The sequence below is a fragment of the Streptomyces sp. NPDC057565 genome (assembly GCF_042801455.1).
GTDB classification, from domain to species: Bacteria; Actinomycetota; Actinomycetes; order Streptomycetales; family Streptomycetaceae; genus Streptomyces; species Streptomyces yanii.
This window is the reverse complement of the sequence record NZ_JBHVFU010000093.1, coordinates 1-20914: the sequence shown is the minus strand read 5'-3', so window position 1 is coordinate 20914 and position 20914 is coordinate 1. Positions and strand designations below refer to the sequence as shown.

Sequence of the window (20914 nt, the reverse complement as noted above, 5' to 3'; positions counted from 1 at the left end):
TACGGATCCAACTGGAGGCGGACAACACACCGTTGTCGCTGGCCGAAGTCGAGGTCTACGCCCGCTGAGCCGACGCACCGCGGCCGGCCGGCCGGCCGCGATGCGCATCGATGACTCCTCGTCACCGACCACCACCTGCCCCCTGCCTTGCGGCCGTCGATGAACCAGCGCAGCCGCGCATGCTTGGACGCCTCGACTCATATCCGCTCGGGCCGCGCACCTGCCGGTCGGTGGGTGTGACACCGGTGAGAACCGGTACGTGCCTGTGGAACCCCGCGACCATCGCCTCACGCCCGGGCAGACTGAACTCGCGGCCCAGTGAGCGCATGATCGAGTCCTCGGTAGGGCCTTGTCAAGTTGCGTGTGTGGCAGGTGAGTTGTGGCGTAATGATGGCGTTCGGGTGCCGTGCCGTGCACGGTGCTCAGGCGTGCGCGGCCGCGCCGGTGACGGTCTTCCAGAGGCGGAATCGTTCGGTCATCTCGGCACGGTAGTCACTCGCTGTGATCAGATGCCGGCGGGGCCGGAAGAGTGTCGAGATCCTTGAGAACGCGGCGAGGAATCTCTGCGCCGCACCCGTTGAGCGGAAGTTCTTCATAGCCCTCTCGCGCTGCCTCGTGGGCTGATGGCTGTTCTCTGCACGGTTGTTCAAGCACTTCGAGCTGCGGTGCTCCACCGAGGGCATGACCTCGCGGTGGGCGACGCCGTAGCTGCGGAGCTTGTCCGTGACGAGTACACGGGGTACGTACTCAAGATCCTTCAGCAGCTTGCGGAAGAAGCGTTTCGCAGCCCGGCCATCACGCTTGCTCTGCACCAGAATGTCCAGGACGTTGCCGTCCTGGTCGACGGCCCGCCAGAGATACCGCCACTTCCCGTTGACTTTGATGAACACCTCGTCCATGTGCCACTTGTCGCCCGGGCGGAGCCGGCGGCGACGCAGGTTCCGGGCGTAGGCGGGACCGAACGTCGCGCACCAGGCACGGACCGTCTCGTACGAGACCGTGATGCCCCGCTCGAACAGGAGCTCCTCGACCTCCCGATACGAGAGCGGGAAACGGTGATACAGCCACACCGCGTGACCGATCACCTCGGCCGGGAACCGATACCCCTTGCACGACGGCGACACCTCGGACTCCACGACCGGCCCCTCCCGCAACGATCACCATCAAGAGCCTCCCACGCCCCTTCGGCAACCTGACAGAGCCGTCGGCACCCACAGTGCGCCCCTGGCACAAGGGCATGCCTTGCGCCAGGGGCGCGTTCAGGAAAGGGCCGCCGTGAGGGTCAGCGAACGGCGTAGGCCTTGATCAGGGTCTGCTCGATCTTGCTGCCGTTGGTGTCCTGTGCCTTGATGCGCAGGGACACGTAGCCCGAATCCGGGTTGCTCACGGACACCTTGTAGCTGCCGTTGCTCTTGCTCTTGACCGTCGCGGGCTGCCAGGTGGCGCCGTCGTCGGAGGACGCCTCCACCTCGACTCCGTCGATGTCCGGGGTGGCGCCGTTCTGGAGGACGAATGACAGGTCGAACTGGTAGGTGTTGCCGCCCGGGGTGGTGTTCTCCGCATCCAGGCCCAGGCCGTACCTCGGCCACAGCAGCGCCAGGTCCTCCTTGCCGTTCGCCGGCCGGGCGGACTTGAACGTCCACGCGGTGCTGGTCTTCGTGGACAACGGGAACCACTCCGAGTGCTCGGCGTCATTGGTGATCCGGTAGGTCGCCGGGTCAGGGCTGACCGGCAGCGTCGTGAGCGAGAACCAGGGCTGCTCCTTGAGGAGTTTGTCGTCCTGGTACAGCCGCCACGTCGACGTGCCGGAAGGGTCCTGGAAGTAGCCGTAGTGTCCCGGCTCGCTGTCGCCCAACTCCATCATGTTGAGGGTGACCTGGTCACCGTCGCGGAACGCAAGGGTGCTCTCCGGTCCGGACGGGCCGTTCGCCGCGCCCAGCCAGGTCTCCTCGCGCTGCTCGCCCGGGCTGTAGTTGCGGATGAGGTCCCTCATGCTGGCGGTGATGTCGGTGCGGTCCGGGTAGACCGTGTGGAACCACCGCATGTCCTTCATCGTCGACCACTTGCTGCCGGTGGAGTACCACTCCTCCCGGTCCGCCGGCGCGTCGTAGAAGTCCACGACCTGGAAGATCGTGGCCTCTCCCGGGCGGATCGCCGAGGTGGTGTCGCCGATCAGAGTGCCCTTGGTGCTGCGGTAGTGGGACTTCACCACGGCCGAGTTCTCCGCGGTGACCGCGTCGGTGGGGTCGGCCGGAATTCCACCGGGAACCATCAGCGCGATGTTGTACACATAGGGGTGGTTCCCGATGCCCTGCAGGTTGATCTGCGTGGGACCGTCGGCCATCCGGCCGAGGAGCACCGCGCCCTCGTCCTGGGTGAGGGTCCAGGCCGGGATGGCAGTGCCGGTGGCGCGTGGCACGATGGTGGCGTAGGGGCCGGGCCGGTCGTTGACGATGATCGCTGCCTTCGCGCCGGCACCGGCCACTGCGGCAATCTGGTCGACGACCTTCAAGGTGGCATTGCGGGTGATGACCGCGAGCTTGCCACCGAGGTCCTTGCCGGCCAGGTCCTCCGGCCGTCCCGTTCCGGCGTTGACCGCCTGGAGCGTGCTGGGGCCGTACAACCGGGCCGCATACATCACCGGCTCAAGCGCGAGCGCGCCTCCCTGCCCGGCATAGGACGCCCGGATCACCGGCGAGTACCTGCGTTGCTGGAAGTTGAACTCGAAGGTGCCGTCCGTCACCGGCGCGGTGGGCACCACATAGGCGTGGTCCCACAGCGGGCTGGATGCACCCTTCATGTAGTCGATTCCCCGCTTGCCGGGGAGCTGCTGGCGGTACCCGAGCTTGAAACCGTTCGGCTCCGCCTCCTTGGGGGTCGCGACCTTGACCTCCTTGCCCAGCCGGGCGTCCATCGTGATCGTCCGGTCCGCCTTCAGATCCACGACGGGCTCACCGGCGAGCGTGTAGTCCAGGGTCTGGCCCGTGACCTTGTGCTTCGTGTTGACGACACCCATGACGGAGTAGCGTCCCTGCGGCACCGCGACGGTCTTGGTTCCGCCCTGGGGGAAGACCTGTTGGGCGACGCCGTTGTCCAGGTCGAACACCACGAGTTCGCCGGACGCCGGGTCTCCGTTCCGGCCGATCGTGTTGATCGTGAGGTCGACGGTGGGCACGTCCTTCGTGGCGCCGACGGTGGTGCGGATCGCGGTGCCGTCGGCCGCGGTGGCGGTGATGACACCGGTGTAGTCGCCCACAGCGCCGAGCTCGGGGTGGTACGTCACCGTCACGCCGGCGGTGGAGTTCGCCGGGACCGTCACGCTGTTGGCGCTCAGCGTGAACATGCCGTCCGGCGGGGGCGCCGTCTCCCCGAGGCTGAACAGGCGGAGCGAGAGCGTCTTGTCCGTGGAGGAGGTGTTGGTGTAGGTGACCGTCTTGGTGACCGGCGCGCTCTCGGCCGACTTCTTGCCCATGCTGATGACGGCGGGGCTGGAGTACGTTGTGGCGTTGATTGCCTTGGGCACGTCGACGCGGCCGTTACCGCCCTGGTAGGCGGTGTACGAGCCCTGCTTGGCGGTGCTGACCAGCACCTGCTTGAGCCGGTCGGCGGACCAGTCGGGGTGGCGCTGGACGAGGATCGCCGCGGCTCCGGACACATGCGGGGTGGCCATCGAGGTGCCGTTGGCCGAGGTGTAGTTGGCGTCGACGGGGGTGCCCATCGTGGTGCCGGCGGCGCGCGCGGCGACGATGCCCACGCCCGGTGCGGTGATCTCCGGCTTGACCGCGAAGGTTTCCTTGACCGGGCCGCGGCTGGAGAAGCCCGCGAGCTGGTCCTGCTTGTTCACCGCTCCGACGGTCAGCGCGTCCTGGGCGGCACCGGGCGAGCTCACGGTGCCCTTGCCCGGGCCGGTGTTGCCGGCCGCGATGACGAACAGCGACCCGGAGGATTCGGTGAGCTGGTTGACGGCCTGGCTGATCGGGTCGGTGCCGTCGCTGGGGACCGAACCGCCCAGGCTCATGCTGACGACGTCCGCGTCCTGGGCCGCTGCCCATTCCATGCCGGCGATGACCCCCGACTCGGAGCCCGAACCGGCCGTGTTGAGGACCTTGCCGATGTACAGGTCGGCGCCCGGCGCCACACCCTTGAGCCTGCCGCCCGACGCGGCACCCGAGCCGGCGATCGTCGATGCGACATGCGTGCCGTGACCGTGGTGATCGACCGCGTCGGGGTCGTCGGTGAAGTTCTGCGCCTTCTTCACCTGCCCCGCCACATCGGGGTGGTTGGGGTCGATACCGGTGTCGAGGATGGCGACCTTGGTGCCGGTGCCGTCGTAGCCGGCCGCCCACGCGTCCGGGGCGCCGATCTGCGGCACACTCTGGTCCAGCGCCACGTGCACCGGCTTGTCGAGCCAGAGCTTCTTGATGCCGTCAACGAGCTTCGGTGCCTTCGTCGCGGCGGCGCTGTCGTCGTCGACCGCCTCCCAGAACGTCGCCGCCTTCTTCTTACCGGCGTGCAGCGCCACCGCGTTCGCGCTGGGCAGCTCGTCCTTCTTCACCGAGCCGGCCGGCGCGGCCTGGTCGAGTGCCTTGCCGGCCTTGCCCGGCGCGCCCCCGTAGGTCGCGATCAGCGGCACAGCGGGGCGGTGTGCGTCGTCGTAGCCGTACTCGACGAGCTTGGTGACGTTGAACAGCTCGCGGTCGAGCTCGTTCGCGGCGAGGTAGGGCTGTGCCTTGTCCGGGATGACGTATACCTCGTCGCCCACCTTCATGGTGGTGAACGCCGCCGGGGTGCCGTCGGCCGCGGGCGCGACCGTCGCCGCCTGCAAGCCGTTGGCGTGACGCTCCAGCGTCACCACCTCGCCCGTGACGAGGGTGAGCTTGTGCGTGGCGACAACGGGGCTGTTCTGCTGCGGCTGGGCTGTCGGCTTCTCGGCGGCGGTGGCGACCGGGAGGGCGGTGAGTGTTCCGGCCACACAGGCCGCGGTGAGAATCCCCAGGGCCGTCCGCACTGGACGGCGTGTCAGCCGGTAGGCTATGAGGGTGGTCGGGCTGGCTGAGGATCTGTTCGGCCCTGCAGGTCGTGACTGTCTCATCAAGGTGATGACCTTCTCTGAGAGGGAACAAGGGCGCACGAAAGCCACGCGGTCACGGGAATTCGGCGCCGCGTCGGATCACTGCGTTGGATGTGGTGGGTGGTTGTGCTGCTCTTTGAGGTGCGAGCGGTGCAGCAGCACTAGGACGGCGGACCGTGCGCCGTGTTGAAGCGGCGGCCATGCGCTGCCGGTATGTCAGGAACGGGAACCTCGCTGCGCTGTCGGATCCGGAAACTCGGGTGCGTGCGCCGCCCCTCTGGGCTGCCCAATCCTCATCCGCGCCTCGCTTCCGGTTCAACTCAGGGTGTTAGCGCAGAGACTAAGCCCTGCACCGGCTGGGGCCGCTTCCATCGTTCGATGGATATGAGTGGGTGCTTGATCCCCAACTGTTCCGAAATACAACAGATTTCGCGTCGACGCCGGCTGTATGAACACCAAACCCGCCGCAGCAATTGGCCGGACAACGAGCGAGGGGACGTCAAAGGTTTGACAGGCCCCGGGTTCTGACTCTGAGAGCCTGTCGGGTGGCTGACCATGCGTGACCCCCTGCCTGAGCTTGACTCTGTCGGGGATCTTGGAATGAGCGGTATCAACTACCGCTGCTTCTCCAGGACTTCGGCCGGTGGATGTTGTGCTGGTCCAGGAATTTCTGGAAGGCGGTGGGCGGTCGGGGTGGGGGCGCTTCCCCGGTCGGCGGAAGTCCGCTGAGTCGCTCGATGTTGACGGCGATGGCGGTCAGGACGTGCTGGAGGTGGGCCTTGTCCTGGCCTCGGTAGCGGCAGCGGCGCATGCCGTGGCCGTGAGCGAACTCGTTGACGGTGCCCTCCACCCCGGAACGGACCGCGTACCGCGCCTTCCACTCGGGTGTCTGCTGCTCGGTCCGGACGCGCAGTTGCAGGTCGCGGAGTTCTCGCGGTGGGAAGCCCACGTTGCGGGCGCTGTCGCGGGAGGTGGTGCACTGGGCGCGGACCGGGCAGGGCCGGCACTGACCCTTGGTGAACCGCGCCACGATCAGCGGGGCCGCGGTGGGCGAGGACGTCGGGTAGGGACCGTGCCAGCCTCGGCTGACCTGGCCCTGGGGGCAGGTCACCTGCCGGCGGTCGAAGTCGATGTGGAAGTCGTCCCGGCCGAAGCCCTCGCCTCGACGGTGCTGGCGGGTGGGGTTGCCCGGCAGCGGTCCGGTGACGGCGACCTGGTGTTCGCGGGCGGCCTGTTCCAGATGGACCAGGGAGGTGTAGCCGCTGTCGACCAGGTGCTCGACGGGCAGCAGGCCGCGACGCCCCAGGCGAGTGTGGATGCCGGGCAGGGCCTGGCTGTCGTGCGTGGTGGCCGCGGTGGTGGCCACATCCGTGATCACGTTGGGGCCGTCAGGAGCACAGGTCTCGGTCAGATGGGCGGAGAACCCTCTCCAGCTGACGATGTGTCCGTGACGTGCGTAGCGGGCCGAGGTGTCGTAGGGAGAGACGATCGCCCGGGACGATGGCGCAAGCCCGGGTCCGCCGTCCTCCTCCGTGCGCCAGAGCAGGCGGCCCGCGGCATCGCGGTAGTAGTTCTGGACCATGATTTCTCGCAGGGCCTGGACCTGGCGGCCGAATGCCCGGCCTGCTCCGTGCCGGTAGAGGTGCTCCAGGAGCCGGGCGGCGTCGTTGCCGGTGGCGAGAATCCTGGTCTTGGGTCGGGTGGGGTTCTTGCCCAGGCGGACCGGTCGGCCGTAGCGGCGCCCCCACTCCTCATCGACCAGGCCGTCCAGCAGGTGCCCGGAGGTGCCGGCGACTTCCTCCAGCGCGGCCCGCACCGCCTCGGTGATCAGTTCCAGCCGTGTCAGGTCACGCACCGCGGCCAGGACATGGGTGGAGTCGGTACGCTGCGTGGTGCGCTCGCGCACCAGACCGGCCTCCTTCAGACGGGCCAGCGCGAGGTCGAGGAGGCGGTCAGCACGCTCGCCCTCGGCGAGACGGTCACGGAAGTCGGCCAGCACGCTGTGGTGGAAGCCGGGGTCGTCCAGCTCCAGGGCCATGGCGTACTTGAAGTCGATGCGGCAGCGCACCGCCTCGGCGGCCTGCCGGTCCGACAGACCGAGCAGGAACTGCAGCACACAGACGGTGGCCAGTTGAGCGGGCGAGAGGCCCGGACGCCCGTCGCGCGGGTACCAGTCGGCGAAGTCCTCGTCGCACCACAGCCCATCCAGCCGGTCTCTCACCCACATCGCTGTCGTGCCCTTCGGGTTGCTCGCCCGCGCGACCCGCACGGTCAAAGGCGGGACTTGCTCACCGGAACGGGGGCGAAGGGACAACGGGCACCTCGGCAGCTGCATCGGTCATCGGAACGACACGAGCATGCTTGTTAACCATGCCGCCGCACAGCGAAACTCCAAGATCCCCGACAGAGTCAAGTTCAGGCCCGTCATTTCATGAATTCCACTGACTGGCAGGGTGACGTGCTCGGCGCTATCGACCGGCTCGGCCGGGGCGAGGGCAACATCTCGTTCTTGCTCGACGGCCTTCCCGGGGGAACCCAGGGTCCGGCCAAGGCTCTGAAGCTCGCGAGGGAGGCCATCAAGTCCAAGGGCGGAGCGATGGCCACCCAGTGGGAGCTCGTACAGATCGACGATGCGGGGCTGATGGGCAAGGTCGACTTCTACCGCTGGAATAGGCGGTTGGGCGCGTACGGGGGGTGAAGTGATGGCAGTTCCCTCGAAAGTGGGCTTTTTCGACGACCGAAGCTTCAGCCTGATCGATTACCGACACGGCCACGCGCACGCGGTCCTGCGTGGTTTCCCGCCGTTCGACGATTTTGTAGTGGAGAGCGGCGAGGGCGTGGTCCTTGACCTGTATTTCGCCGGCGTCCAACGGATCTCCTGCTGGAAGGACATCGGTCCTGTTCATCTCCGGGCTGCGGACACTGCGGAGCGCGCCACCTTGGAATCCCGCATCGGGTCGATCGGGAGGAAATGGGTCTTCCTGATCGAACCGGATTCGATCGAGAGTTATGTCATCGCGGGGCGTGTTGTGTGGGCCGAATTCCTGCTTCCGTCCCCGTTCACGCTTCCCAGCCCACTCGACAGCCTCAACTGGGAGGAGGCGGACACGTACCAGCCGGTCGGTGGCGTCGTGCATTCGACTCGTGCGTACTGACCCTTCAGTTGGAGATCGACTGGTCCGCTGTAGTTCGGTGATCTGTCGGTGCGGGTAACTGGCCGGTATGCAGGCGAAGTTGCTGGATGTGCCGCTGGACGTCACGGATCTGGAGCGGGCCGAGGAGGTCGGTGACCAGCTGGAGCTTTTGTTGCTGGAGGTCGGCGGGTGCTTCCCGCGGGCGGATCTGCGGCGGCGGGCGGCGGCGTGCGTGCGAGGGCTGCTGGCGCCGCTGTCGCGCAAGAACGGCTGGCAGTTGGCCGAGTACGGGGGTGACGCTGAGCCGTGGGGGCAGCAGCATCTGCTGGACCGGGCCCGCTGGGAGGCGGATGAGCTGCGGGACTTCGTGCGCCGTTACGTGGTGGCCGGCTTGAACGACGGCGGGAGCGGGCCCGGGCCGGGCGGGGCCGGGGTGCTGGTGGTGGATGAGACCGGCTTCGCGAAGAAGGGCCGGGCCTCGGCCGGAGTCGCGCGGCAGTTCACCGGCACGCTGGGCGGGGTCTTCCCCTGCCAGATCGGGGTGATGGCGGCCTGGGCGACCTCACGCGGACAGGCCCTGTTCGACCGGGAGTTGTACCTGCCCAAGGAATGGACTTCGGACCGGGCGCGCTGCCGGGCCGCCCACATCCCCGACGAGGTCGGCTTCGCCACCAAGCCCCCGTAGCGCTTCAGAATGGGTTCACTGGTCCTGACCTGGGGGAACACGCGCGGCCCACCGTCTGTCCGGCATGATCGGTCCTCGTGCTGGTACGACTTGTCTACCTGATCGCCATGCGGATCTTCGCGTGGCTGGTCCTGCTGTCCCGATCCTCCGCGGCCAAGAACGCCGAGATACTGATCCTGCGGCACGAGCTCGCGGTGCTCCGTCGGCAGGTCACCGCGCCCAAGCCCGACTGGCCGGACCGGGCACTGCTCGCCGCCCTGGCCCGGCTCCTGCCCCGGGCGCTCCGGGGCCACCGGATCGTCTCCCCGCGCACCCTGCTGGCCTGGCACCAGCGCCTGGTGAAGAAGAAATGGACCCAGCCACCGTCCCCGGGACGCCCGCCCCTGCCGGAGGAGGTCCGCGACCTGATCATCCGGCTCGGCACCGAGAACCCCCGATGGGGTTTCCGCCGGGTGCACGGCGAGCTGCGCCGCCTCGGCCACAGGGTCAGCCCCGCCACCGTCCGACGGATGCTGCGTGCTGCCGGTCTCGGCCCCGCGATGCGCCGTCAGCCGGCCTTCGGCGAGTGGGCCGCCTTCCTCAAGGCCCAGGCCGGCGGCCTGCTCGCCACCGACTTCTTCCACATCGACACCATCGGCCTGCAGCGGCTGTACGCCCTGTTCGTCATGGAGGTACGCACCCGCACTGTGCACATCCTGGGCGTCACTGCCCACCCCACCGCTGCCTGGACCACTCAGCAGGCCCGGCAGTTCCTGTGGCAACTCGGCGACCGGGCTGCCGATTTCGCCCATCTCATCCGCGACCGCGACGCGAAGTTCACCGCAGCCTTCGACGCTGTGTTCGCCGGCGAGGGCATCACCGTGGTCAAGATCCCTCCGCGCAGCCCCAACTGCAACCCGCACGCGGAACGGTTCATCCGCTCAGCACGCGAGGAGTGCACCGACCAAGTGCTGATCTTCGGCCGTGGCCACGCCGAGAAGGTCCTCCACGACTACGCGCGCCACTTCAACAGCCACCGGCCCCACCAGGGCCGAGACCAGCTCGCACCCTATGACGACCCGAACGTCGTCCCCCTACCCGCAGCCCGGACCGAACGCCGAAAAGCCGTCGCCGGCCTCATCAACGAGTACCACCGAGCCAGCTGACCACCGGACGAAGGCCCAGCTCACAGCCGGTGAAGCCATTTCGAAGCACTACGGGGACAAACTCACCACGGTGCAGCAATGGATGTGCGAACAAGTCCTCGGAATCCAACCCGCTGGCGAAGACGAGAAGCCGAAGCCGCGCCGCACGCAGGCCGACAAATGGGTGCTGAACCTGGCAGCGGCCGCCCAGTTCCACGAGCGCGAAGGGCACCTGCGCGTACCCCGCAAGCACGTGGAGACGATCACCGTCGGCGAGGACGGCGGCGAGGACCAGGAGCAGCGGGATGTGCCACTGAAGCTCGGTGCATGGATCGGGAACCAACGCAGTCGGGCCGCGACGCTCTCACCGGAGAGGATGGAGCAGCTGTCGAGGGTCGGGATGCGCTGGGCATGATTCAGTCCCGTACCCAGCACCAAAGGACCAGATCATCTGAGACGACGAGCGAATCGGACCAGATCATCTGAGACCGCGTTTGAGATCTCCGTCGACCGCACGAGCAGATGCCCTACCCTCTGCGGGTGGACGAGAGATTTCCTGTGGTCGGGAACTTCAGAGAGCTTGGGCGTGGCTGGCCCGACGGGCCGTCGCTCCGGGCCGCCGTCCGCGACGAGGCGCCGGCACACGCCAGCGAGCTGGTCGAGTACCTTCGCAATGGCACGATCCTGCTCGCCGCGACCACACTCGTGCACGACGTCCTCAGCCCTTCCAATGCCGTGATTGGTGGATGGCAGCTGCTGACGGACGGGCGCTGGCTCTGGCACTCGGACCTGGCCTACTACGTCGAGCGTTATCACGTGGTGCTCGACCCGCGGTTCCTCGTTCATGCGCAGCGAAACGACTGGACTGTTCCGGAGCTCCCTGACGCGGAGCTGCTCGCGCTGGAGGCGGTGCTTCTCGGTGAGGTCACCGACTGAATCAATTCGCTGACGGCAGACCCTTTGGTCACGCAGCGGGGATCCGAGTGAGCGGCTGGGGCCCTGGCCGTGAAGCCGTTCCTCTGCGTGTGAGGCGGCGAACCATGATGCTATGCCCAGCGGATCATCGACTCCGAGTGGGCCGGGCTGGTCTCATAGTCCCGGGCAAGACGCCGGTGGTGGTGATCCACGAGAACGTTCGCTCCACAGCCCACCGCTTGGGCTGGACCTGGAAACCGCGTTGGCCGGGGGGCTTGCGGTAGGTTCCTCGCCGACGTCTCGCCCGCGACTACGAGACCCTCACCGCCGGCTCCGAAGCCATGATCCACGTCGCCTCGATCGACAACCTCGCCAAGCGCATAACGGACGAGACCACACCGTCGCCTGAAACCAGCACTGCATCCCTGAAGGCCAGTTCCCGGTTGAGCGTCTTCTGCGAAGTGGATCAGTCCCACCAGAAGTCCCAGTGATGGGCGCCGGTGATCCGCTCGGCGTATGCGGCCAGTGTGTACGGCCTGTTGCCCTGCCAGATGTTGTCTGGGCAGAAGGCGAAGTGCTCGGCCGCGACCAGGAGAGCCTCGTGCTCGTTCGCCGGTGGCGCGGCGACGCTGAGGTGCAGCGTGGAGAAGCCGACCGCGACGACACGGGCGCCGAAGCGGTGTTCCCAGTCGCGGACGACCGCGGAGAACTTCGCGATGTCGTTGTCGTAGTTGCAGGGTCCGGCCCAGCCCGCGGCCGTCAGCGCCTCGGCACCGGTTGCTGCGGCGACCAGTCCCAGACGTGTCTGGGGGCGGTCGACGAGGAACCCCTGCGCGAACTCGGCGGCCAGTTGATCGGGATTCGTTGTCGTCCTCCGACTGGGCGCGAGACCGGGCCAGGTCTGCCCGAAGGGAGCCGTGACGGCGAGGCGCCTGTCGGCGTCGAGCATGTCGTCTTCGTCGACCGCTGTATAGGTATCCCACCACCGGGCGAGGAGGCCGGCAGAGTCGTGGCTCGCTGGGGAGGACATCTGCTCGGGAAAGACCTCTCCGGATCCCCACGGGCGGAATTCGCCGTCGTTCGGATCCAGCGAGTCGAGCAGCAGCGGCCACAGGCCGGAACGTGTGTGTTCGGCGTGTATCCGCGTCCACAGTTCGATCGCGGCCGGTCCGTCACTGAGCCACAGGGGCTGTACGTCTCCGTCGCCTTCATCGGACGTGACCATCCGACCGGGCGGAAGGCGACTCTCAGCGGCATCGGCGAGCAATTCGGTCAGGTGTCCCACGTTCATGGCGGGCACCCTAACCGGGTGCGCTGACAAGGGTCGCCTGCTCTGGCACCGACCGGCCGGCCCGGCCCTGGACACGCTCCTCGAAGAAACCCCGCACCACATCATCAAGACCCTCCCCCAGGCCCGTATCGCTCTTGACCGGACAGACCCCTCACTGACCGGCACGCGAAACGTCGGACAGCAGCGGCACATCGAGCCAACCCCTCGCCAGGACGACGGGCAGTGGATCAGCCCTCAGACGCCGCCCGCCGGCATGGTCACAGACCGTCCCGCACGCGCCCGGTCCCAAGGCGCACCCGAGCTCGCCTCCACAACGAGCGGCGCACCGTCCGCGCGAGGGCGTGACCGTCGCGCCAGCAGGATGACAGTCAATGGATCGCCCTTCGGCCGCCTTCCGCCGGCGTCGTCGTGCACCGCCCCGCACGGGCCCCGTGCCAGGGCGCATCCGAGGCCGCCCCCACAAGCCCACCGTCAACGCACCGCCATGACCGCACCTCTCGCAGCGCGGAAGTCCTCTCCGCCCGCCTCGGCACGGTCGCGCACCCCCTGCACGCCGCGGCCCTGACCATCCACGCCGTCACCGCAGCTGACCTCAACCAACTCTCGCTCATCCGCGGCATCGACATCAACGAGGCCGCGACCGTCGTCAAAGTCCACGGCAGTGCGGCCCACCGCCGATGCCGGACCTATCCCCTCCCCGTCTGGACCCGCCCCCTGATACACGCCGCCCGCATCCACGGACAACTCAACGACCGCGCCCCCGAAAACCCACTCCTCCCCCTCATCGCCGTCCGACAGGGGCACCAACTCCACCGCTCCGCGGCAGGAATCCGCTACACCCTGGCCCCCACCCCGTAAAGACCGACCGGCTCCGGTCCCTCACCCCACACACGCCCCACCAGCAGAAACGCCTTCCAGGCCATACCGATCTGCAACCGAATGACCTGCACCATCGTCAAAAACGTCAGCATTGAATCGGCATCCGTGTCACCACTCGAAACCCGACTCACATCCCGCTGAACAGCACAAACCCGATGACAACCACACTGACAAAACCATGCCGAACCAACACTGACAAAAAGTTGCAGATCATCAGGTGGACAAGCGGTTCATGGTGATCGCGAAGCTGGTTGAACTCATCGCGCCGATCAAGAGGCGGTCGGCTCTGGACTCGGCGATCGGGTATCGACCAGCTCACCGAAACATGCGCCCGCAAGAACCGTGGTCACTCCGATGGCAACGGACAGGGAGAACAGGGCTTCGGCGTAGTCGACGGGCATCCGGTTCATGACGGTCTGGTCGGCCGGGGAGAGCGGAACAGGCACGGCCTCCAAGATCATGGAGTTCTCGACGCCCCGTGACCTGTCTGGAAGACCGTGCCTGCCGAAGCATCATCGCTGATCCCGCCTGCCCTTGACCAACTCCGCGAGCATCCCGAGGCCGCGCCGGAAGAAGTGCCCGGACTGCTGGACCGCCTCGCCCAGGTGCCCGATCCGCGTGATCCCCGCGGAGTGCGCCACGCGCTGGTCGGCGTTCTTGCCCTGGCCGCCTGCGCGGTGCTGGCCGGGGCAACGTCGCTGCTGGCGGTCGGCGAATGGATCGCCGACGCTCCGCCCCACGTGCTGGAACAAGTCGGCATGCGACTCGACCCCTTGTTCCCCAAACGGTCTCTGCCTGCGGAAACAACGGTTCGACGACTGCTGGCCCGGATCGACGGCGACACGCTGGACCTGGCGGTCGGCCGCTGGCTCGCCGACCGCCGCAACCGAGCCGAGGGCCGGCTGTGCGGCCTGGCGGTCGACGGCAAGAGCCTGCGCGGAGCGGCCAGGGCCAACGGCCGCAGGATCCACCTGCTCGCAGCCCTGGACCACACCACCGGCCTGGTCCTGGTCCAGCTGGACGTGCAGGAGAAGACGAACGAAATCACCTGCTTCCAGCCGCTGTTGGAGACCGTGGCCGACCTGGCCGGGGTGGTCGTCACCAGCGACGCCATGCACACCCAGCGCGAGCACGCCGACTACATTCTCGGTCGCGAAGCCCACTACATCGTGATCGTCAAGGGCAACCAGAAGAAGCTCCGCAAGCAGCTCAAATCCCTTCCGTGGACAGAGATCCCGCTGCAGGGCCGGGTGAGGGGCACCGGCCACGGACGCTCGGAGATCCGACGGATCAAGGTGGCCACGGTCAACGGCCTGCTCTTCCCCGGAGCCCGGCAAGCCGTCCAGGTCAAGCGCCGCCGCACCGACCGCAAGACCGGCAAGACCACCATCAGGACCGTCTACGCCGTCACCAGCCTCACCGCCGAGCACGCCAACCCCGCCCAGCTTGCGACCCTGATCCGTGACCACTGGCAGATCGAGGCCCTGCACCACGTCAGAGACACCACGTTCGCCGAAGACGCCTCGCAGCTGCGAACCGGCAACGCGCCCCGCGCGATGGCCACCTGGCGCAACCTCGCCATAGGCGCCCTGCGGCTGGCCGGCGCGACCAACATCGCCGCCGCTCTGCGACACAACGCCCGCAACGCGGACCGCCCGCTCGCCCTGCTCGGGCTCAAGTGATCACGAAACGGACGCCCGCCGACTACGCCGAAGCCCTGACAGGGAGAAGCGGGCGCGCAGACCCGGTTGACACGTTCCCCCGCTTGCTGACGGCATCGACGGCAGAAGCCCAGTCCAGCTCACCCAGGACGTTGCGCTCACCCAGGGCCGTCCGATGCAGCTGCCCCCTTGGAGTGAACTTGTCATCGCCACACTACGCCCCTGCCCTCCGATCGATGACAGGAACGCGCTTCACGAAGCTTCCGGCAGGAGCAAAGGGGCGTACAAACCAAGCAAGTTGATGGTTAATCACCCAGCTCCACTGGGGCCTTCCAACGACCTGACAGAGATCGCCTCCTTCGCTTGCTCTAGGTCAAGGACCTCCATAGACTTCCCCCGCCCGGCGCCCAAAGGCAGTCGGGGGGGGAAGAGCAATACGAGGAGGAAGTAATGATCAAGAAGATCCTGCCGATCCTGGCGACGGGCGCTGCGGTGGTGGGCCTCGCTCTCATACCGGCGGTCAACGCTTCGGCCGTTTCGTACGGAAACCGCGTGAACAACTGCTACGGCGAGCGCTGGAACACCGACTGGAACCAGGACTGCGACTACCCTGGTGCGTCTCAGGCCGGGACGTACCAGACCGAAGGCGCGTGCGACTACCAGGCCGACCACTACGTGACGGCGTACCGCTCCAAGGGATCCACGGACGAGATCGACGGCGCGGACTGCACCTTCAGCGTCTCCGCCGTCTACACCGTCTTCTGGTAAGCCCAGCACTCAAATGAATAACGTTCCCTGGTGACACACGACAGGTGGCCCGGGGGCCGGAGGGGTCGTGGCTGGACTAGAGCCACGACCCCTTCTTTTCACGGTACAGGCGCCTCGCCCGACGACAAGGTGAAGGCAGCTGGAAACAGTCGGGAAGAGGAAGCATGCACGTGACGCTGCAGGATGCGAGCCAGGGGTACGGGAGGCGGCTCGTCTTCCAAGGCCTCGATCTTGAACTGCAGCCAGGGATAACAGCGCTGCTCGGTCCCAACGGCGCTGGTAAGAGCACTCTGATGCGCTCCATGGCCACAGTCCAGCCGCTACAGAAGGGTGAGTTGGCCTTCGACGGCAAGGTCGTCAAGGACGCAGCGGCCGCCCGTCAGGTGCGTCCCCGGATCGGTTACCTGCCGCAGAAGTTCGGATTCGACCCCGGAATGCGGGTCGGGGATTTCGTCGAGTACGGGGCATGGCTGCGCGAGGTTCCCCGTGACGAGCGTGCCGAACTGGCGGGGGAGGCGCTGGAGCGGGTCAAGCTGGCCGACCATGCCCGGACCAAGATGTCGGCCCTGTCCGGAGGCATGCGCCAACGGGCTGGGATCGCGTGGGCCACTGTCGGCGACCCGTCGTTCATCATCCTCGACGAACCGACCGTCGGTCTCGACCCGAAGCAGCGACTGTTCTTCCGACAGGTACTCGAGCGGCTGACTGACACAACAGTCCTACTGAGCACGCACCTCATCGACGACGTGTCGGCCATCGCCGATCGCGTGGTCGTCCTCCACGAAGGCGAGATCCGCTTCACCGGCACCATCGACGAGATGTTGGAGCGCGGCAACGACTCGCTTCCTGGTGACACGCCTCTGGAACGCGCCTACATGGGTGTACTCCCGGAAGGAGAGCGCGCCCTGTGAACGCTCTGCTCCTGCACTGGCGGATGCGTCCGCTGAAGTGGCTCCCCCTCGTACTGCTCGCTATCCAACTTACCGTCCTGTTCTGGCGTTTCGATCTATGGAAGGGGCTCTGGGGTGAGACCGGCGCCAACGGCATGGCGAGCGTCCTCTACACAGGCGGGATCGCCGCTGCCGCTGCCGCCTGGACCGTGAGCCTGCGCCGCAAGGACGCCGAGATCAACGAGCAGTTGACTTGCTCTCCCAAGGCGGCGTGGCAGGCCGAACTGCCCCGGATGGCGGCTCTCGTCGTCGGGGTGCTCGGCGCCTACCTCGCCGGGCAGGCCGTGGCCTTCGCCGTGACAGCCACAAGTTGGCCTGCGGGAATCGGGCTGTATCTCGGCTACGTGGCTCTTGGCATGGCCGCGCTCATCATCGCCTGCGCATGGGGCTGGGCCCTGGGCATGCTGTTCAACCAAGCATGGGGGCCGGCTCTGGCCATACTCGGCTGGCTCGCGAGCTATCTGGCGCTGGGCAGCAATCTCGTGGTCATTCAGGGGCCGGCCCGATGGGAGGTCGTCCCCTGGGCGCCGGCGCTGTATGCGCTGGCTGCGTGCGCTCTGCTGGCGCTGTGCCTGCGGCTGACCTGGTTCGAGGAGGCCCCACGGCGCCGCTTCGCCCTGCGCGCCGGCCTGCTCGCAGGCGGCCTCGCGCTGTCGGCCGCCGTCACATCGGTGCCGGCGGTAGCGGATCGCGACCCTGAGGGGCAGGCACGGTGCATCGGAGTCAAGGACGTCGAGACCTTGGTATGCCTTTGGCCGGAGGAGGAGAAGTATTACCCCATGGCCATCGAGGTACTGGACCGGCTGGCGGCCACGGATGTCGGCTTGACAGACGCCAAGCGTGTGTACTCCTACGGTCATCTGTACGACGAGCGCAACCACTGGTATTACGGCGATTTCGACCTGGACAACGGATCCCAATGGGAGATCGCCGACGGCCTCGCGGCGGCGACTCTGGAGGCGACCTTCGCAGGCTGCGATTCCGACCCGGACGACCTCACACCGTCCAAGCTCGAGTCCTGGCTGGAGAAGCGTCTCGCCGGTGGCGGCAAGACCCCGTACACCATCGAGGGCGCCCGCAAGGAGATCCTCGCCGCCATCAAGGATGGCCGTACTGCAGCAGATCTGCCAGAGCGAGAGCAGTCGGAATGGGCGCGCTCGTTGATTACCGCATACAAGTCGAGGCACTGTGATTGACCTGGTCCGCGCACCGGCGGGCGTGTACCGGATCTGGCGCATGATCCTCGCCTCGGCTGTCCTCGGCCTGGCTGGGTTCCCGCTGAAGGACCAGGCCCTGGCCATGCCGGAGTTCGCGGAAGGAGCCGCCGCCCCGATCCCGGCGTGGACCCTACTGTCGGCGTTCGCCGCCGTCCTGCCCTGCCTGTGCCTGCACACCCCGATGGGCGAACTGGAAGCCATGGGGGGCAGAGCGTACGAGCAGCGACGGCTGGTCCGGTTCACTCTCACGGCCGTCGCATCCTGCCTATGCCACCTGTCTGTCCTAGCCCTCTTCTCGGCGGACCGGATCGTCGCGGCAGTGGCTCTGGCCCTGCCGGGTTGGCTGGGCTTGGCAATGCTCTCGGGACGCATCTTCGGCTGGCGGCAGTCGTGGGCACTGCCGACGGCGTACCTGGCGATCGTAGGTTCCGCAGGGGCGAAGGACGCGTCGGGGCATGCCATGTGGTGGGACTTCACCGAAGGCTTCACCGCCGGTGGCAGGGCGACGGTCACCGACAGCGTGGTGTTGCTGGCGTGCGGTGTCATCGCGTTCAGGACACCGCACCGCCGCTGGCTGTGCGGGTGCCGATTAATCATCCGACCTGCTCAGGCGGCATGTTGGTACTCATGCAGGGTTCCGCCGAGCCGGTCTCGTCGGTGGACCTCCAGATGTGCGATCGGTCCTGGTTCGGTGATCGGTTCAGGTAGCGGGCGGAGCGGGGCGGCTTGGCCGAGGGCCCGGTGCGGCCGATGCCCGTTGTAGAACGATGCGAACTCTTGGAGCACGTGCAGGAGGTGGCTTTGGTTCCAGATCAAGGTGCGGTCCAGCAGCTCCCTGCGGCAGGTCTGTATCCAGCGCTCCGTGATGGAGTTCATTCGGGGCATCCGGATACCGCTGGTGACGACCTCCAGCCCGGCGTCGGCGAGCACGGCGTCGAAGGCCTTGGTGAACTTCGAGTCCCGGTCCGGATCAAGAACCTGGCCTGGCTGCCCGCGTCCTGGAGATCCATGGCGAGATTGCGTCCGACCTGTACCACCCAGTCCGCGGTGGGGTGTGCGGTGGCGCCCAGGATCCGGATCCTGCGGGTGGTGTGCTCGATGACGGCGAAAACGTACAGGCGTGCCCCGGCCAGGGTGCGGGTCTCGAAGAAGTCGCAGGCGAGGAGCGCGTCGGCCTGGCTGCGCAGGAAGTCGGCCCAGGTCGTGCCTTCGCGTTCGGGGGCGGGCGGGATGCCGTGCTCCTTGAGGATCTCCCAGACGGTGGAGGCGGCGATCTTGATACCGAGCGCCGCGAGCTCACCGTGGATGCGGCGGTACCCCCAGGAGCTGTTCTCACGTGCCAGGCGCAAGACCAGCTGCGGATCGAGCGGACTGTGGGTGGGCGCCCTCGCCGCCTCGGTGCGCACGTGACGGCATGGCGCTGTTTGAGCAGGGCGCGGTGCCATCGCAAGATCGTGTCGGGACGCACCAGCAGCGGGAGCCGGCACAGCCTGTTCATCGAAAGACGATGGAGCAGGCCGGCGAGCAGCGCACGGTCGGTGTCGGTGAACGCGGTCTTGTCGACCTGGCGCTGCAGGACCAGCAGCTGGTGCCGCAGCGTGAGGATCTCGATGTCTTTGTCCCGCTCACTCATCGGCAGCAGCCGCAGGAGCGTGAACGTATGGGTGACGGCGAGGTAGGCCAGGCGCAGCAGCACGACAGATCATGATGCCGCCGACGGCCATCCGAGTGAACAGCACGGCCGCGAGTGGCGCGCGAGCAGAAGGCCTGCCAGTGACGCTCAAGCTCCTGACCTGGCCGGATGATTTGTCGGCACCCGCACAGTCGTCCTACGCAGGGTCAGCCTCAACCCCGCCGCCATCACCCGGATCGCCCGAGCCGCCCTCCTCCTGCTCCAACTTGAAAACGACCACGCCGTCTGAACGAAGATCACGAAACGTCACGAGAAGTTACCGAGAAGGGCTCAATGTCATACCGTCACGAAGCCCTCGGTCCACTCGTCGTCGTCGATCGTGTAATGGTCGATGTGGAAGCACAGCGGCTCGTTGGAGAAATCCTGGCGACTTTCGAGCCTCGATGATCCGCGATTCTGCTTTTTCGCGGCTTGAGTAGACCCCTAGGAGTTTCACGTCGTCGCCTCCTTCTTCGTCTGCCCAGAAGTCATCCTCGTTCTTGAAGTGGCGAATCTCGCCGTCCTCCTCCGCGCGATGATGCACATGCCAGAGAAGGTAGGCCGAGTTCTTGTCCATTGCTGCACCGCCGCCTTACTCGATTCAATTGAGCGAAAGACATTTGCGCACCCTGTCGTAAATAGCACTCGAGCCCTTTTTGTAGGGTGACCTGTGTCCGCCCTTCTTCATTGCTCGATCGGTTGCGGAGTCGAGCGTTTCCATTGACCGGCAGTGTCAGTCGGTGGAAGCAAGACCATGCCAACGCTGCGACTGAGCCTGAAAGCGTCTGATGCGCGTTCAAGTCGGTTGGCAGGAGGCCATAGACGACCTCATCGCGTTGGCCTGGTCATTGATCGCAGGAAATCTCAGCCAACCATTTCGGGGTGTAGCACTCAGCAAACGACCACTTCTGGTCCGAGTTGCGGTCATCCGTGCTGTCGGTGTACACCTCAAGCGTGGCTTGCGGCGTCAGGCGGTAGTACTCGCGAATCGGGTCACCCTCCACAGTGGGAAAAGCCACCTTCAGTTCTGCGCCCTCACCGCTTTTGAGGGCTCGCCGGAGGCAGGCGATTTCCCGAACCGCCTGCTTCTGCATCTCCTCACCCTGAGCCAAGCTCACCTCGCCACAGCTTGAAAACTCAGTTCTGGACTCCCAGCGGTCCTTGACCGGATCGTCCAGCACGCTGCAACCTCCAGCCACCAAGGACATGGCCGCCATCGCGACGAGCCGCGCGCGGACCGAAACAGCCGCCACGCAGCGACGACGAGTGCTGCTCTCACCTGTCGTCCGCACCAGGTCCGCCGACCCCACCCGTCGCAATTGGTCCGGCACGTCGTCGTCGGAGTACACGGGCAGACCCATCTTCGCTCCCAAAGCCCCTCCCCGAACCCAATGCTTGATCGCGGCTGCACCATACCCGCAACACCGTTGCGTTTGAGTCTTGAGTCGCAGGTCAAGCCCTGGTGAATGACGCAACGGGACGTCCTGATAGATCAGCTTGTGTCGAGCAAGAAGATCATCGGGAGTCCCGTTGCAGGAGAAGTCTGT

17 protein-coding genes and 5 pseudogenes are annotated in these 20914 nt (G+C 66.8%); 14 read left to right on the top strand and 8 right to left on the bottom strand.

All coding sequences use genetic code 11. The features are described 5' to 3' along the window. Nucleotides 1–422: 422 nt before the first annotated feature. The 3 genes from ACFU8W_RS49195 to ACFU8W_RS49185 all read right to left on the bottom strand — a co-directional run bounded on the left by ACFU8W_RS49195 (nt 423) and on the right by ACFU8W_RS49185 (nt 7406). Complete coding sequence (locus ACFU8W_RS49195) at nt 423–1136, bottom strand: IS6 family transposase (RefSeq protein ID WP_384052383.1); 714 nt, start codon at nt 1134–1136, stop codon at nt 423–425. Nucleotides 1137–1282: 146 nt separating this feature from the next. Further along, nucleotides 1283–4972, bottom strand: a complete 3690-nt coding sequence (locus ACFU8W_RS49190) for a S8 family serine peptidase (protein WP_384052382.1) — start codon at nt 4970–4972, stop codon at nt 1283–1285. Nucleotides 4973–5681: 709 nt separating this feature from the next. After that, nucleotides 5682–7406, bottom strand: a complete 1725-nt coding sequence (locus ACFU8W_RS49185) for an IS1182 family transposase (protein ID WP_384052381.1) — start codon at nt 7404–7406, stop codon at nt 5682–5684. Between the two features lie 96 nt (nt 7407–7502). Between ACFU8W_RS49185 and ACFU8W_RS49180 the strand changes: the two genes are divergently transcribed. The 6 genes from ACFU8W_RS49180 (at nt 7503) to ACFU8W_RS49155 (ending at nt 10950) form a co-directional block, all read left to right on the top strand. After that, nucleotides 7503–7769: a hypothetical protein gene (locus ACFU8W_RS49180; RefSeq protein WP_384052380.1), complete on the top strand. Its 267-nt coding sequence runs from the start codon at nt 7503–7505 to the stop codon at nt 7767–7769. Nucleotides 7770–7773: 4 nt separating this feature from the next. After that, on the top strand, nt 7774–8226 hold the full coding sequence (locus tag ACFU8W_RS49175; RefSeq protein ID WP_384052379.1) for a hypothetical protein: 453 nt from the start codon (nt 7774–7776) through the stop codon (nt 8224–8226). Between the two features lie 67 nt (nt 8227–8293). Next, nucleotides 8294–8890, top strand: coding sequence for a transposase (locus ACFU8W_RS49170; RefSeq protein WP_384052378.1), 597 nt, complete (start codon nt 8294–8296; stop codon nt 8888–8890). A gap of 77 nt (nt 8891–8967) precedes the next feature. Beyond that, entirely contained in the window at nt 8968–10035 is a 1068-nt protein-coding gene (locus ACFU8W_RS49165; RefSeq protein WP_384052377.1) for an integrase core domain-containing protein, read from the top strand. 82 nt (nt 10036–10117) lie between these two features. Then, the gene (locus ACFU8W_RS49160) at nt 10118–10429 is read left to right on the top strand and encodes a helicase associated domain-containing protein (protein WP_384052376.1); all 312 of its coding nucleotides are present in this window, start codon (nt 10118–10120) and stop codon (nt 10427–10429) included. Nucleotides 10430–10554: 125 nt separating this feature from the next. Continuing rightward, entirely contained in the window at nt 10555–10950 is a 396-nt protein-coding gene (locus ACFU8W_RS49155) for a hypothetical protein (RefSeq protein WP_384052375.1), read from the top strand. A gap of 110 nt (nt 10951–11060) precedes the next feature. On the opposite strand, the pseudogene ACFU8W_RS49150 reads toward ACFU8W_RS49155, so the two are convergent. After that, nucleotides 11061–11209: pseudogene (locus ACFU8W_RS49150) on the bottom strand (transposase); the annotation flags it as partial. 13 nt (nt 11210–11222) lie between these two features. Between ACFU8W_RS49150 and ACFU8W_RS49145 the strand changes: the two are divergent. Next, a pseudogene (locus ACFU8W_RS49145) lies at nt 11223–11333 on the top strand (IS5/IS1182 family transposase); the annotation flags it as partial. Nucleotides 11334–11395: 62 nt separating this feature from the next. On the opposite strand, the gene ACFU8W_RS49140 reads toward ACFU8W_RS49145, so the two are convergent. Next, nucleotides 11396–12220, bottom strand: a complete 825-nt coding sequence (locus tag ACFU8W_RS49140) for a DUF4253 domain-containing protein (RefSeq protein ID WP_384052374.1) — start codon at nt 12218–12220, stop codon at nt 11396–11398. Between the two features lie 408 nt (nt 12221–12628). On the opposite strand from ACFU8W_RS49140, the gene ACFU8W_RS49135 reads away from it, so the two are divergent. Then, entirely contained in the window at nt 12629–13078 is a 450-nt protein-coding gene (locus ACFU8W_RS49135; protein ID WP_384052373.1) for a hypothetical protein, read from the top strand. A gap of 290 nt (nt 13079–13368) precedes the next feature. Here ACFU8W_RS49135 and ACFU8W_RS49130 read toward each other — a convergent pair whose 3' ends face one another. Next, nucleotides 13369–13560: a hypothetical protein gene (locus ACFU8W_RS49130; protein ID WP_384052372.1), complete on the bottom strand. Its 192-nt coding sequence runs from the start codon at nt 13558–13560 to the stop codon at nt 13369–13371. Nucleotides 13561–13596: 36 nt separating this feature from the next. Between ACFU8W_RS49130 and ACFU8W_RS49125 the strand changes: the two are divergent. The 4 genes and pseudogenes from ACFU8W_RS49125 to ACFU8W_RS49110 all read left to right on the top strand — a co-directional run. Further along, nucleotides 13597–14622, top strand: a pseudogene (locus tag ACFU8W_RS49125) (ISAs1 family transposase); the annotation flags it as partial. 588 nt (nt 14623–15210) lie between these two features. Then, nucleotides 15211–15528: a hypothetical protein gene (locus ACFU8W_RS49120; protein ID WP_384052371.1), complete on the top strand. Its 318-nt coding sequence runs from the start codon at nt 15211–15213 to the stop codon at nt 15526–15528. A 170-nt stretch (nt 15529–15698) separates the two neighbouring features. After that, complete coding sequence (locus ACFU8W_RS49115; RefSeq protein WP_384052370.1) at nt 15699–16439, top strand: ATP-binding cassette domain-containing protein; 741 nt, start codon at nt 15699–15701, stop codon at nt 16437–16439. Further along, nucleotides 16436–17674, top strand: coding sequence for a hypothetical protein (locus ACFU8W_RS49110; RefSeq protein WP_384052369.1), 1239 nt, complete (start codon nt 16436–16438; stop codon nt 17672–17674). The genes ACFU8W_RS49115 and ACFU8W_RS49110 overlap by 4 nt, the downstream gene beginning before the upstream one ends. Nucleotides 17675–18301: 627 nt before the next feature. On the opposite strand, the pseudogene ACFU8W_RS49105 reads toward ACFU8W_RS49110, so the two are convergent. Further along, nucleotides 18302–19193: pseudogene (locus ACFU8W_RS49105) on the bottom strand (integrase core domain-containing protein). Here ACFU8W_RS49105 and ACFU8W_RS49100 point away from each other — a divergent pair. Together ACFU8W_RS49100 and ACFU8W_RS49095 are read left to right on the top strand one after the other, a co-directional pair. Further along, entirely contained in the window at nt 19110–19403 is a 294-nt protein-coding gene (locus tag ACFU8W_RS49100; protein WP_384052384.1) for a hypothetical protein, read from the top strand. The pseudogene ACFU8W_RS49105 and the gene ACFU8W_RS49100 sit on opposite strands and share 84 nt — an antisense overlap. A 121-nt stretch (nt 19404–19524) precedes the next feature. Next, nucleotides 19525–19617: pseudogene (locus tag ACFU8W_RS49095) on the top strand (IS5/IS1182 family transposase); the annotation flags it as partial. A 595-nt stretch (nt 19618–20212) separates the two neighbouring features. Here ACFU8W_RS49095 and ACFU8W_RS49090 read toward each other — a convergent pair. Continuing rightward, a partial coding sequence (locus tag ACFU8W_RS49090) for a hypothetical protein (protein WP_384052368.1) occupies nt 20213–20914 on the bottom strand: 702 nt, incomplete at its 5' end.